Origin of the sequence: Streptomyces solicavernae, assembly GCF_029968095.1 — a bacterium.
In the GTDB taxonomy this organism is placed as follows: domain Bacteria; phylum Actinomycetota; class Actinomycetes; order Streptomycetales; family Streptomycetaceae; genus Streptomyces; species Streptomyces solicavernae.
Map to the genome: position 1 here is coordinate 24,731 of NZ_JASCIR010000043.1, position 11,865 is coordinate 36,595.

At 69.9% G+C, this 11,865-nt stretch carries 12 protein-coding genes; 5 read left to right on the plus strand and 7 right to left on the minus strand.

Going from position 1 to position 11,865, the window contains the following annotated elements; translation table 11 throughout:
* The first annotated feature begins 3 nt into the window (after positions 1–3).
* Both QIS99_RS29305 and QIS99_RS29310 read left to right on the plus strand, forming a co-directional pair.
* Complete coding sequence (locus tag QIS99_RS29305) at positions 4–837, plus strand: helix-turn-helix domain-containing protein (protein ID WP_282516741.1); 834 nt, start codon at positions 4–6, stop codon at positions 835–837.
* Positions 819–1,022 (plus strand): DUF397 domain-containing protein, encoded by a 204-nt coding sequence (locus tag QIS99_RS29310; protein ID WP_282516742.1) that lies wholly within the window; start codon positions 819–821, stop codon positions 1,020–1,022. Before QIS99_RS29305 ends, QIS99_RS29310 begins: the two co-directional genes overlap by 19 nt.
* Here the strand turns inward: QIS99_RS29310 and QIS99_RS29315 are convergent.
* The 3 genes from QIS99_RS29315 to QIS99_RS29325 form a co-directional block, all read right to left on the minus strand.
* A complete protein-coding gene (locus QIS99_RS29315; protein WP_282516743.1) occupies positions 994–1,914 on the minus strand; it encodes an oxidoreductase in 921 nt (306 codons plus the stop codon). The two genes, QIS99_RS29310 and QIS99_RS29315, sit on opposite strands and share 29 nt — an antisense overlap.
* A gap of 97 nt (positions 1,915–2,011) precedes the next feature.
* Complete coding sequence (locus QIS99_RS29320; RefSeq protein WP_282516744.1) at positions 2,012–2,416, minus strand: type II toxin-antitoxin system VapC family toxin; 405 nt, start codon at positions 2,414–2,416, stop codon at positions 2,012–2,014.
* A gap of 9 nt (positions 2,417–2,425) precedes the next feature.
* Positions 2,426–2,623 carry a hypothetical protein gene (locus QIS99_RS29325; RefSeq protein WP_282516745.1) on the minus strand — a complete coding sequence of 66 codons (198 nt, stop codon included), beginning with the start codon at positions 2,621–2,623 and terminating at the stop codon, positions 2,426–2,428.
* Between the two features lie 162 nt (positions 2,624–2,785).
* Between QIS99_RS29325 and QIS99_RS29330 the strand changes: the two genes are divergently transcribed.
* The gene (locus tag QIS99_RS29330) at positions 2,786–3,430 is read left to right on the plus strand and encodes an SRPBCC family protein (protein ID WP_282516746.1); all 645 of its coding nucleotides are present in this window, start codon (positions 2,786–2,788) and stop codon (positions 3,428–3,430) included.
* Between the two features lie 172 nt (positions 3,431–3,602).
* Here the strand turns inward: QIS99_RS29330 and ppdK are convergent, their stop codons facing one another.
* Positions 3,603–6,329 (minus strand): pyruvate, phosphate dikinase, encoded by a 2,727-nt coding sequence (ppdK, locus tag QIS99_RS29335; protein WP_282516747.1) that lies wholly within the window; start codon positions 6,327–6,329, stop codon positions 3,603–3,605.
* Between the two features lie 561 nt (positions 6,330–6,890).
* Positions 6,891–8,114 carry a tRNA dihydrouridine synthase DusB gene (dusB, locus tag QIS99_RS29340; protein ID WP_282516748.1) on the minus strand — a complete coding sequence of 408 codons (1,224 nt, stop codon included), beginning with the start codon at positions 8,112–8,114 and terminating at the stop codon, positions 6,891–6,893.
* 93 nt (positions 8,115–8,207) lie between these two features.
* Here dusB and QIS99_RS29345 point away from each other — a divergent pair, with 93 nt between their 5' ends.
* Positions 8,208–9,734, plus strand: a complete 1,527-nt coding sequence (locus QIS99_RS29345) for an MFS transporter (RefSeq protein WP_282516749.1) — start codon at positions 8,208–8,210, stop codon at positions 9,732–9,734.
* 54 nt (positions 9,735–9,788) lie between these two features.
* On the opposite strand, the gene QIS99_RS29350 is transcribed toward QIS99_RS29345, so the two are convergent.
* On the minus strand, positions 9,789–9,956 hold the full coding sequence (locus tag QIS99_RS29350; protein ID WP_282516750.1) for a DUF6243 family protein: 168 nt from the start codon (positions 9,954–9,956) through the stop codon (positions 9,789–9,791).
* A 169-nt stretch (positions 9,957–10,125) separates the two neighbouring features.
* Entirely contained in the window at positions 10,126–11,130 is a 1,005-nt protein-coding gene (locus QIS99_RS29355) for an aldo/keto reductase (protein WP_282516751.1), read from the minus strand.
* A 151-nt stretch (positions 11,131–11,281) separates the two neighbouring features.
* Between QIS99_RS29355 and QIS99_RS29360 the strand changes: the two genes are divergently transcribed.
* A partial coding sequence (locus QIS99_RS29360) for a TetR family transcriptional regulator (RefSeq protein ID WP_282516752.1) occupies positions 11,282–11,865 on the plus strand: 584 nt, incomplete at its 3' end.

The following is an 11,865-nucleotide window of genomic DNA, read 5'->3' on the forward strand; positions in this document are numbered from 1 at the left end:
GCGGTGGCCAACACGCGCAGGAAAGCCGCTTGGGAGTACTTCGGCGAGGAATTACGCCGCCGCAGAGAGGAGGCGGGCCTCACCCAGGCGGCCCTCGGCCAGCTGGTGTTCGTCTCCGGCGGGTACATCGGCCAGTTCGAACAGGCCATCCGCAAGCCCCAGTTGGACGTGGCCATGCGGATCGACGAGACGTTGGACACGCGCGGCTTCTTCGAGCGGCTGTGGAAGAAGCTGATCAGGGAGAAGAGGTTCGCGTCCTACTTCGAGGAGGTCGCGGAGCTGGAGCGGTTGGCTACGAAGATCTGTGATTTTGCTCCGCTGGTGATTCCGGGGCTGTTGCAGACGCCGACCTACGCTCGCGCAGTCACCGTCGCGTCGGTTCCGTTCGCCACCGAGGCAGCCATCAAGGACACGGTCGACGCCCGGCTGGAGCGGTCGGCGATCCTCGACGACGCCACCCGCCCCGAGTTCTGGGTGATCCTGCGTGAGAACGTCCTGCGCACCCCGGTGGGCGGACCGGCCGTCATGGCAGAGCAGTTGAACCACATCGCCTCGCATATCCGCAATCGGACGGCGCTGGTCACGGTCATCCCGGACGCGGAGGGAGCCTACCCGTGCATGGGTGGAATGCTCAGGCTCATGGAGTTCGAAGACGCCCCGCCGGTCGCCTACACAGAGACCGAGTACTCGGGAACCCTCATCGATGAACCGGCCGTGGTGAAGAGTGCCCAGCGGACATACGATCTCCTCAGGGTCGCCGCGCTGTCGCCGGAGGCGTCCCTAGACCTGATCGCCTCGGCGGCGGAGGACCACAGACGATGCGCACGTACGACTTGACCAACGCCCGCTGGAGCAAGAGCAGTTACAGCAACGGCCAAGGCGGCGAATGCGTCGAGGTCGCGCGCAATGTCCCCGACATCGTTCCCGTCCGCGACAGCAAGCAGGCCGAAGGTCCCGTACTGCTCTTCGCTGCGGCCAGCTGGACCGCCTTCCTCAGCGAGACCCGTACGTCACACCCGTAAGCTGCTCGGAGGCCACCCAGAGCCGTTCCCCCGCAACGTCGTTGAGGGTCCACGGGGCGCGCCACGACCTCGCGGGCGCGCCGCGCCAGGCCAGGATGCGGGGGCCGGTGAAGGAGTCGGGGCGGACGCCGGGCGCCGTGGCCGCGTACAACGTGGGCAGGGCGCCCGACTCCGCGGGCTGCGCGACGACCCGGTTGGCGAGGAGCATCGCGCGCTCGGCGCCGCGGCGGCCCTCCAGCTGCGGGCCGGCCGTCTGCAGATTGGTGCTGGCGTAACCGGGATGCGCGGCGGCCGCCACGACACCCGACCCCCGACCGGCCAGCCGGCGCACCAGCTCGTGCACGAAGAGCAGGTTGGCGGTCTTGGAGCGGCCGTACGCGATCCAACGCCGGTAGCGGCGCTCGCTGTTGAGGTCGCCGATGTCGATGTTCGCGAGCGCGTGCAGGCCGCTGGAGACGGTCACGATCCGCGCGCCGTCGACGTTCTCGATCCGGGGAAGCAGCAGCCCGGTGAGGGCGAAGTGACCCAGGTGGTTCACGCCGAACTGGGTCTCGAAACCGTCGGCGGTCCGCGCGTACGGCAGCGCCATGACGCCCGCGTTGTTGATCAGCAGATCGATCCGCTCGGGCGCGCACGACTCCGCGAACTCCCGTACGGACTTCAGATCGCCGAGGTCGAGCGGCGCGAACTCGACGTCCGCGCCCGGGACTTCGGCGGCGATCCGGGACACGGCCTCGGCCCCCCGCGCCTCACTGCGGCAGGCGAGCACGACGCGCGCCCCGCGCCGGGCCAGTTCACGTGCGGTGACGTATCCGATGCCACTGTTGGCCCCGGTCACGACGGCGACACGGCCGCTCTGGTCAGGAATGTCACTCGCGTTCCAGCCCGGCATGGGAAGTCCTTCCGGAGGGATCAGGACGTTCCAGCGTACGACCCCGTCCCGGCTCAGGCAGCGGCCGCGAGCGCGATGGCACGGCCGAGACCGCCGGCTATTCCTCGCCGAGGATGCGAAGGCCGTGTTTGTCCTGGAAGTACCGGTAGTCCTTGAGGTTCAAGGTCGCGAGCGGAAGGTCGTGAGTAAGGCAGCAGGCTGCGATCCACATGTCATTCGTGGGCTGCGGCCGCCCCGCCTTCTGACCGGCTGCGGCGAGTCTCCCCCAGGTCGTGGCGACGGCCTCGTCACCGAGCAGAACCGGGATACCGGAGAGCCAGTCTGCCATTTCCTGCCTGCGGCGGCTGCCCCAGTCACGGACCTCGACCCACTTGGTGAGCTCGCCGTACGTGACGAAGCAGACCAAGGGGCGGCGTCCGATCAGCCTGGTTCCCAGCGGACCGATGAGGGTGCCCTTGTGCAGGCGTGAAGCGACGTCGGTATCGAGGATGACGGGTTGCATGTCGGCGGCTCAGGCGAGGTCGCGGTGGCGCTCGGCGTAGGTGAAGGCGATGAACTCCTCCACCTCCTCCTCGGATTCGAAGGTGTCCGCCCTCAGGTCCTCCAGGGACCGGATCGGCTGCACGTTCTTCGCTGCGAGGAGTTCCTCGACCGACAGCCGGGGCCGCATGGCCGGATGGATCGGATACTCGGTCTCCGCTGCACTCATGACCGCAGCCCTCCCTCTCGCCGTGCTCCCCCACGCGCAGAGGAGCGTGCCGTCAAGTCTGGCACGCCGCTGCACCGACTGTCTTGGCTCTTTGACCTCCCGTGGTGGCGCGTCCGGGTCGGCCCCGGGCGGCCGCCCGCCCCGGCGAGTAGCGTCACCCCCATGAGCAGCAGCACCGGAAAGAGCCGCACCGGAAACAGCCGTACCGGAGTCAGCCGCACCGGAGACAGCCGTACCGGCAAGAAGATCACCGAGAAGCTCTCCGCCGCCGCCCTCGCCGAGTCCACCGGCAACGACTGGCTCGGCTGGTTCGCCGTGCTCGACCGGTGGGGCGCCGTCGGCCCGCCGCGCCGCAGCCACACCGAGATCGCCCGGCACCTGCGCGAGGAGCACGGCGTGAACGGCTGGCACGCGCAGTCGATCACCGTCGGATACGAGCAGGAGCGCGGCCTGCGCGAGGTCGGGCAGTCGTGCGCCGGAACCTGGGAGGCAAGCGCGAGCAAGACCGTCGACGCCCCCGCCGAGCGGATCACCGAGGCGTTCACGGACGAGTCGCTGCGCCACCGCTGGCTGCCCGACACCGACGTCACGATCCGTACGCACCGGCCCGGCAAGTCCCTCACCGCCGACTGGGACGACGGGTCGAGCCGCATCTCCGTGTACTTGACGGCGAAGGGCCCGGAGAAGACCACGGTCGGCATCGGGCACCACAAGCTGGACGACGCGGACGCGGTGGCGGCGTACAAGGAGTACTGGCGGGAGCGGCTGGCCGAGCTGAAGGTGCTCCTGGAGAGACATCCTGGCTGACATACAGGAGGGGGAGAACGAACGGAGGGGGAGAACGAACGAAAAGGGGGCGCCCCCGCACAAGGGCGCCCCCTTCTTCGTGAGCCGGGACCGGTGCCGGATCGGTGAGGGTCGGGTGACACGACCCCGGTCCCGGGGTTCACAAGGGCCCAGGCAGTCCCGGGCCCTGGTCTCAGCGGCTGTCGCTGCCCTTCGACTCGGCGGCCGCCCGCCCCGCCTCAAGCCGCGCCACCGGAATCCGGAACGGCGAGCAGGAGACGTAGTCGAGGCCCACCTCGTGGAAGAAGTGCACCGACTCCGGGTCACCGCCGTGCTCACCGCACACGCCGAGCTTCAGGTCGGGGCGAGTGGCCCGACCGGCCTGCACCGCGTTACGGACGAGCGAGCCGACGCCGTCCTTGTCGATGGTCTCGAACGGCGAGACACCGAAGATGCCCTTCTCCAGGTACGCGGTGAAGAACGAAGCCTCCACGTCGTCCCGGGAGAAGCCCCACACGGTCTGCGTGAGGTCGTTCGTGCCGAAGGAGAAGAACTCCGCGGCCTCGGCGATCTGCCCGGCGGTGAGCGCGGCGCGCGGCAGCTCGATCATCGTGCCGAGCGCCAGCTTCAGCTCGACGCCGGTCTGCTCCTGCACCTCCGCGATGACCTTCTCGGCGTCCTCGCGGACGATCTCCAGCTCCTGGACCGTACCGACGAGCGGAATCATGATCTCCGCACGCGGGTCGCCCTTGGCGGTCTTCCGCTCCGCGGCGGCCTCGGCGATGGCCCGTACCTGCATGGTGAACAGGCCGGGGATGACGAGACCGAGGCGGACACCGCGCAGGCCCAGCATCGGGTTCTGCTCGTGCAGGCGGTGCACGGCCTGGAGGAGGCGCAGGTCGTTCTCGTTGGAGTCCTTGCGGGACTCGGCGAGCGCGACGCGCACCGACAGCTCGGTGATGTCGGGCAGGAACTCGTGCAGCGGCGGGTCGAGGAGGCGGACGGTGACGGGCAGTCCGTCCATCGCCTCGAACAGCTCGACGAAGTCCTTCTTCTGCAGCGGCAGGAGGTCCTTGAGCGCGGCCTCCCGCTCGTTCTCGGTGTCGGCGAGGATCAGCTTCTCGACCATCTCGCGGCGCTCGCCGAGGAACATGTGCTCCGTACGGCAGAGGCCGATGCCCTGGGCGCCGAAGCGGCGGGCGCGCAGCGCGTCCTCGGCGTTGTCGGCGTTGGCGCGGACCCGCAGGCGGCGCTTGCCGTCGGCGAACGACATGATCCGGTGCACGGCGGCGACCAGCTCGTCCGCCTCCTCGGCGCCGGCGTGCATGCGGCCCTCGAAGTACTCGACGACCGGCGACGGCACGACGGGGACCTCACCGAGGTACACCTTGCCGGTGGAGCCGTCGATGGAGACGACGTCGCCCTCCTCGACGACGGTGTCGCCGACGGTCATCCGGCGGCGCTTGGTGTCGACCTCCAGGTCCTCGGCGCCGCAGACACAGGTCTTGCCCATGCCGCGCGCGACGACGGCCGCGTGCGAGGTCTTGCCGCCGCGCGAGGTCAGGATGCCCTCGGCGGCGATCATGCCGTCCAGGTCGTCCGGGTTGGTCTCCCGGCGGATCAGGATGACCTTCTCGCCGGAACGCGACCACTTGACGGCCGTGTACGAGTCGAAGACGGCCTTGCCGACGGCAGCACCCGGCGAGGCGGCGATGCCGCGGCCGATCTTCTCGACCTTGCCCTCTTGAGAAGTCGCAGTGTCGTCGAAGCGCGGGAACATCAGCTGCGCGAGCTGGGCGCCGTTGACGCGCTGCAGCGCCTCGGCCTCGTCGATCAGGCCCTGGTCGACCAGCTGGGTGGCGATCCGGAAGGCGGCGCCCGCCGTCCGCTTGCCGACGCGGGTCTGCAGCATCCACAGCTGGCCGCGCTCGATGGTGAACTCGATGTCGCAGAGATCCTTGTAGTGGTTCTCAAGCGTCGTCATGATCTCCATGAGCTGGTCGTACGACTTCTTGTCGATCTGCTCCAGCTCCGCGAGCGGCACGGTGTTGCGGATGCCCGCGACGACGTCCTCGCCCTGCGCGTTCTGCAGGTAGTCGCCGTACACGCCGGCCTGGCCGCTGGCCGGGTCACGCGTGAACGCGACGCCCGTGCCCGAGTCGGGGCCGAGGTTGCCGAAGACCATCGAGCAGACGTTGACGGCGGTGCCGAGGTCGCCGGGGATGCGCTCCTGGCGGCGGTACAGCTTCGCGCGGTCCGTGTTCCACGAGTTGAAGACCGCCTCGATGGCGAGGTCCATCTGCTCGCGCGGGTCCTGCGGGAAGTCCCGGCCGGCCTCGGTCTTGACGATCTTCTTGAACTTGGTGACGAGCTTCTTGAGGTCGGCCGCCTCCAGGTCCGTGTCGACGGTGACCTTCTTGGCGGTCTTCGCGGCCTCAAGGGCGTCCTCGAAGAGTTCGCCGTCGACGCCGAGCACGGTCTTGCCGAACATCTGGATCAGACGGCGGTACGAGTCCCACGCGAAGCGGTCGTCGCCGGCCTGCTTGGCGAGGCCCTGCACGGACTTGTCGGAGAGCCCGATGTTGAGGACGGTGTCCATCATGCCGGGCATGGAGAACTTGGCGCCCGAACGCACGGAGACGAGCAGCGGGTCGTTGCCCTGACCGAGCTTCTTGCCCATCTGCTTCTCAAGCGCGTCGAGGTGGGCGGTCACCTCGTCCCGGAGCGCGGCCGGCTCCTCACCGTTGGCGAGGTACCCCTTGCAGGCTTCGGTGGTGATCGTGAACCCGGGAGGCACCGGGAGACCGAGGTTGGTCATCTCGGCCAGGTTGGCACCCTTGCCACCGAGCAGGTCCTTGAGCTCCCTGTTGCCCTCGGTGAAGTCGTAAACGAACTTCTGGCGATCTACGTGATCCGACACGGGCCTGTCTCCTCGGTGCGGCTGCCCTGACGGCCAGGAACATACCCAGATCGAAGGCATCTGGGTACGTCCACTCAGCCGTCATGCGGCCGCAACCACCCGTCCGCCAGCAGATCAAAAGTAATGACCAGGTCATATGCGGGAGCGGGCGGCGTTCAGGGCGCGAAGTGGACTACCCCCGTAGATCCCGATTTGGCGCTCAGATGAGCGGGGTTGACCCTCACTTGCGTTCAAGTCTTGAACGCAAATCGCGTGGCACTGAGTGCCAGCGTTGGAGAGATGCAAACGAGCAAGATCCGCTCATCTGAGCGCACCCCCTATCAAGGGTGGCGAGAATCACGCCCTCTGGTGGGCTGAATTTCCACGATCCGGACGGGTTGTGGACGGTGCGCGGTGCAACGGAGACCGAACCCCGGACGACGGCAAGGACATGGACGTGGACGTGGACATGGACAAGGGCAAGGGCAAGGGCAAGGCCACGGGCAAGGACAAGGACAAGGGCAAGGACGGCGCGATCCCCCGCCCCGGGCAACGGCAACAAACCGGACGGCCTGAGCCGACTCAGCCCCCCGACGTGTCCAGCTCCGCGTCCTCGCTGACGCCCGCGCAGTCGTACGGGTCCTTGAGCCAGCCGTCGGGCAGGACCACGCGGTTGTTGCCCGACGTGCGGCCGCGGGGGCCGTCCGCGCCGGTGGGCCAGTCCTGGTCGAGGTCCAACTCATCCAGCCCCGCGCGCAGTTCGGCGAGCGAAGACGTGATCGCGAGCCGCTTGCGCATCTCGGAGCCGACCGCGAACCCCTTCAGGTACCAGGCGACGTGCTTACGGAAGTCGATGACGCCGCGCGCCTCGTCCCCGATCCACTCCCCCAGCAGCGTCGCGTGCCGCACCATCGCGTCGGCCACCACCCGGAGCGTCGGCCGCACCCGTTCCCCGCGCCCCTCGAACGCCGCGACCAGGTCGGCGAAGAGCCACGGCCGGCCGAGGCACCCACGGCCCACGACCACGCCGTCGCACCCCGTCTCGCGGACCATGCGCAGCGCGTCGTCCGCCGACCAGATGTCGCCGTTGCCGAGCACCGGGATCTCCGGGACGTGGTCCTTGAGGCGGGCGATGGCGTCCCAGTCGGCCGTGCCGCCGTAGTGCTGGGCGGCGGTTCTGCCGTGCAGGGCGATGGCGGTCACGCCCTCCTCGACGGCTATGCGGCCCGCGTCCAGGAATGTGATGTGGTCGTCGTCGATGCCCTTGCGCATCTTCATCGTGACCGGGAGGTCCCCGGCGCCGGTCACGGCCTCGCGCAGGATCGCGCGCAGCAGCGGCCGCTTGTAGGGGAGGGCAGAGCCTCCGCCCTTTCTCGTCACCTTCGGCACGGGGCAGCCGAAGTTCAGGTCGATGTGGTCGGCCAGGCCCTCCTCCGCGATCATGCGGACGGCCTTGCCGACGGTGACCGGGTCGACGCCGTACAGCTGGATCGAGCGGGGCTTCTCCGTCTCGTCGAAGTGGATCAGCTGCATCGTCTTCTCGTTGCGCTCGACCAGCGCCCGCGTCGTGATCATCTCGCTCACGAACAGGCCCTTGCCGCCGCTGAACTCGCGGCACAGCGTGCGGAACGGGGCGTTCGTGATGCCGGCCATGGGGGCGAGCACCACCGGCGGCTGCACGGTGTACGGTCCGACGGCGAGGGCGGTGGCGGGCTGCGGCGTGGCAGGCTGCGGCGTGGCAGGCTGCGGCGTGGCGGGCTGCGGCGTGGCGGGCTGCGGCGCGATGCCCTGGGCGAGCGTGGTCATGCCCCCCATTGTCGCGTACCGCGGCCGCCCGCCGGTCGACCTGTGGATAACTCGTTAGTTAGCCGTACTAGTGGACGTACGTACCATGAACTCATGTCCGCGCCGACCCCTCGCGAGCCCGCCCCTCAGCCCACCCCGGAGCCCACCTCCCGCCGAAGGCTCCTGATCCTCGCGATCTGCTGCACCAGCCTGCTGATCGTCAGCCTGGACACCACCGTCCTGAACGTCGCCCTGCCCTCGATGCGCGAGGACCTGCACGCCGACGTCGCGGGCATGCAGTGGACCATCGACGCGTACACCCTGGTCCTCGCCTCGCTCCTCATGCTCGCCGGGTCGACCGCCGACCGGATCGGCCGCCGCAGGGTCTTCAAGGCCGGGCTCGTCCTCTTCACGCTCGGCTCGGTGCTCTGCTCGCTCGCGCCGAACCTGGAGTCGCTCATCGCGTTCCGCGCGGTGCAGGCGGTCGGCGGTTCGATGCTCAACCCTGTCGCGATGTCGATCATCACCAACACCTTCACCGAGCCCCGCGAGCGCGCCCGCGCGATCGGCGTCTGGGGCGGCGTCGTCGGCATCTCCATGGCGGCGGGACCGCTGGTCGGCGGGCTGCTCGTGGAGTCGGTCGGCTGGCGCTCGATCTTCTGGATCAACGTGCCGATCGGCCTCGCCGCCCTCCTCCTGACCATCCGGTACGTCCCCGAGTCCCGCGCCCCGAAGCCGCGCCGCCCCGACCCGGTCGGCCAGCTCCTCGTGATGCTGCTGCTCGGCTCCCTGACGTACGCGATCATCGAGGCGCCCGCAGCCGGCTGGACCTCGCCCGCGACGCTGCTGCTCGCCGCACTCGCCGCAGCCGCGCTCGCCGGGCTCCTCCGCTACGAGCCACGCCGTGCCGAACCCCTCATCGACCTGCGGTTCTTCCACAGCGCACCGTTCAGCGGCGCCACCGTGATCGCGGTCTGCGCCTTCGCCGCGCTCTCCGGGTTCCTGTTCCTCTCCACCCTCTATCTGCAGGACGTACGCGGACTCGACGCGCTGCACGCGGGCCTGTGGATGCTGCCCATGGCGGCGCTGACGTTCCTGTGCGCACCGCTGTCCGGACGCCTGGTCGGCAGCCACGGGCCGAGGCTGCCGCTGCTCGTGGCCGGGGTGGCGATGAGTACGAGCGGGCTGCTCTTCGCGGCCTTCGACGCGGAGACGTCCGACGCCACGCTCGTCCTCGGCTACGTCCTGTTCGGGCTCGGCTTCGGCTTCGTCAACGCGCCGATCACCAACACCGCGGTCGCCGGGATGCCGCGCGCCCAGGCCGGGGTCGCGGCCGCGGTGGCCTCCACCAGCCGGCAGGTCGGCGGCACCCTCGGCGTCGCGGTGATCGGCGCGGTGCTGGCGTCGGGGCTGGCGTCGGGGCTGGCGTCGGGGCTGGCGTCGGGGCTCGCCGGGGCGCCCACGGACGGGGACTTCGTGGCGGCGAGCCGGGCCGCCTGGTGGATCATCACCGGGTGCGGTGTGTGCGTACTGGTGGTGGGGGCGCTCACCAGCGGGCGCTGGGCGAAGGGCACGGCGGCGCGGACGGCGCGGCTTCTCGACGACGGCCCCCGGCCGCAGGCCCCCGCCGGTTCGGCCTGAAAAGGCCCGCAACTCCCGGAGGAATTGCGGGCCTTGGCGCGTCCGAGAGGACTTCTACTTGCTCTGCGCGCGCTCGCGCATCTTGCGCAGCAGGTCCTGCTTCTTCTCGGCGGCGGTCCTGCGGTCGGCGGCGCTGTCGGCTGCGGCGCCCTGGGCGTCCGTACGCGACAGCTTCTTGCGCTGTCCGCCCACGCCCAGCAGGTTGTTACGGCTCTTGGCCATGTCTGTACTCCCGTTCACGGAGGAAAGGTCAGGTGTCAGGTGTCACGTGTCCTGAAGGCGGGATCCGGTCCCGCGCGCGCTCACTCGTAGAGCGGAAGCTGGAAGTACATGCCGTGAACGTAGCGGGGCGCGGTCGTGGAGCGCACCTGGTTTTTTGCCGCAGCCGTGATCAGCGCTCGCTGTCCAGGTGGCCCATCTGCGCCTTCGGGTACCGCTCGCCCGCCGCCGCGTCCGCCGGTACGGCCTGCTCGATCGCCGCGAGGTCGGCAGCGTCGAGCGTGACGTCCAGGGCGCCGAGCGCCTCGTCGAGGCGGGTGCGGGTGCGGGCGCCGACCAGCGGGACGATGTCCTCACCGCGGGCGAGCACCCAGGCGATGGCGGTCTGCGCGACCGAGACGCCCTTCGCCTCCGCGACCTTCCGCAGCGCGTCCACGAGGCCGAGGTTGTGCCGCAGGTTGTCGCCCTGGAAGCGCGGGCTCATACCGCGGAAGTCGCCCGGCGCCAGCTCCCGGTCGGCGCTGAAGTGGCCGCTGATCAGGCCGCGCGAGAGCACGCCGTACGCGGTGACGCCGATGCCCAACTCGCGCGCGGCGGGCAGGATTTCGGCCTCGATGCCGCGGGAGAGCAGCGAGTACTCGATCTGCAGGTCGGAGATCGGCGCCACGGCGGCGGCCCGGCGCAGGGTCTGCGCGCCGACCTCGGACAGGCCGATGTGCCGTACGTGCCCGGCGTCGACCAGGTCCTTGATGGCGCCGACGGTCTCCTCGATCGGTACGTCCGGGTCGACGCGGGCGATCCGGTAGATGTCGATGTGGTCGGTGCCGAGGCGCTGCAGCGAGTACGCGGCGAAGTTCTTGACCGCCTCCGGCCTGCCGTCGTACCCGGTGAAGCCGCCCTCGACGGTGCGCAGGGCGCCGAACTTGACGCTGGTGAGGGCGCGTTCGCGGGCCTTGGGGGCGGCGGTGCGCAGGGCTTCGTTGATGAGCAGTTCGTTGTGGCCCATGCCGTAGAAGTCGCCGGTGTCGAGCAGGGTGATGCCCGCGTCGAGGGCGGCGTGGAGGGTGGCGACGGACTCGGTCCGGTCGGCCTCTCCGTACAGGGCGGACATGCCCATGCAGCCGAGGCCGAGGGCGGAGACCTGGGGGCCGGTGGTGCCGAGGGTGCGGGTGCGCATGGTGGCTCCTGGGGTGATCGGAGGGATGCCGGGGTGCTGGGGATGCCTCCACCATGACACGAGGGCTGACAGATTTCAATTTTTGTCAGCTGTCAGCGAGCCGTCCCGGGCGGCTCGTTCCCCGCCTCCGCCTGCGGGTACCGTCGACCCCATGGCCCCCTCCGCACCCCTGACCGCCGAACGCATCCTCGAAGCCACCGAGGACGTGCTGCGCCGGCACGGCCCCGCGAAGGCCACGGTGGTCGATGTCGCCCGCGAGCTGGGCGTCAGCCACGGCAGCGTCTACCGGCACTTCCGTACGAAGGCGGCGCTGCGGGAGGCCGTGACGAAGCGGTGGCTGGACCGCACCACGGACCGCCTCGCCCAGGTGGCCGAGGGGCCCGGCGACGCGTCGGCGAAGCTGCGCCGCTGGCTGTCGGAGCTGTTCGCGGCCAAGCGCCGCAAGGCGGGCGACGACCCGCAGCTGTTCGCCACGTACTCGGTGCTGACCGGCGAGCTGAGCGGTCTGGTCGATCAGCACGTGGACGAGCTGGTCGGCCAGCTCACCGTGATCGTCGAAGAGGGCGCGCGCACGGGCGAGTTCGCGACGGGCGACCCGGCGGTGACGGCACGCGCGGTGTTCGTCGCGACGGCCCTGTTCCACGATCCGCGGCACGCGGAGATGTGGTCCCGGGAGGGTGTGGACGAGCAGTTCGCCGAGGTGTGCGCGCTGTTGCTGCGCGGGCTTCGGCAGGG

What these genes read in the sequence shown, in the direction of transcription:
- QIS99_RS29310 (WP_282516742.1), top strand. Translation starts at nt 819, where the DNA reads ATGCGCACGTACGACTTGACCAACGCCCGCTGGAGCAAGAGCAGTTAC.
- QIS99_RS29315 (WP_282516743.1), bottom strand. Translation starts at nt 1,914, where the DNA reads ATGCCGGGCTGGAACGCGAGTGACATTCCTGACCAGAGCGGCCGTGTC.
- QIS99_RS29320 (WP_282516744.1), bottom strand. Translation starts at nt 2,416, where the DNA reads ATGCAACCCGTCATCCTCGATACCGACGTCGCTTCACGCCTGCACAAG.
- QIS99_RS29325 (WP_282516745.1), bottom strand. Translation starts at nt 2,623, where the DNA reads ATGAGTGCAGCGGAGACCGAGTATCCGATCCATCCGGCCATGCGGCCC.
- QIS99_RS29330 (WP_282516746.1), top strand. Translation starts at nt 2,786, where the DNA reads ATGAGCAGCAGCACCGGAAAGAGCCGCACCGGAAACAGCCGTACCGGA.
- dusB (WP_282516748.1), bottom strand. Translation starts at nt 8,114, where the DNA reads ATGACCACGCTCGCCCAGGGCATCGCGCCGCAGCCCGCCACGCCGCAG.
- QIS99_RS29345 (WP_282516749.1), top strand. Translation starts at nt 8,208, where the DNA reads ATGTCCGCGCCGACCCCTCGCGAGCCCGCCCCTCAGCCCACCCCGGAG.
- QIS99_RS29350 (WP_282516750.1), bottom strand. Translation starts at nt 9,956, where the DNA reads ATGGCCAAGAGCCGTAACAACCTGCTGGGCGTGGGCGGACAGCGCAAG.
- QIS99_RS29355 (WP_282516751.1), bottom strand. Translation starts at nt 11,130, where the DNA reads ATGCGCACCCGCACCCTCGGCACCACCGGCCCCCAGGTCTCCGCCCTC.